A 352-nucleotide genomic window follows, 5' to 3' on the forward strand; every position below is an offset into this window, starting at 1 on the left:
TAACCCCGAACCCGAGATAGAATACGATCTTGCTGTATCCACCCGTAAGGATATTATTATGGCTACCGGTCGTAGTGATCATCCTAACCAGGTGAACAACGTACTTGGTTTTCCATTCATCTTTAGAGGTGCTTTGGATGTACGTGCGACAAAGATCAATGAAGAGATGAAGATGGCAGCCGTTAAGGCGCTTGCAAGGCTGGCAAAAGATCCGGTACCGGAGCAGGTGAATATCGCCTATGGAGAAACCAAGTTGATCTTCGGGAAATATTACATTATTCCAAAACCTTTTGATCCCCGTTTAATTTCAGTTGTGCCGCCGGCTGTTGCTAAGGCCGCCATGGAATCGGGG

The 352-nt window shown here is 46.9% G+C and carries 1 protein-coding gene; it reads left to right on the top strand.

The annotated features are described in order from the left end of the window. On the top strand, nucleotides 1–352 hold a 352-nt coding region (locus HC175_RS21245; protein ID WP_317172388.1), incomplete at both ends, for a malic enzyme-like NAD(P)-binding protein.

It is taken from the genome of Salinimicrobium oceani, from assembly GCF_012037645.1.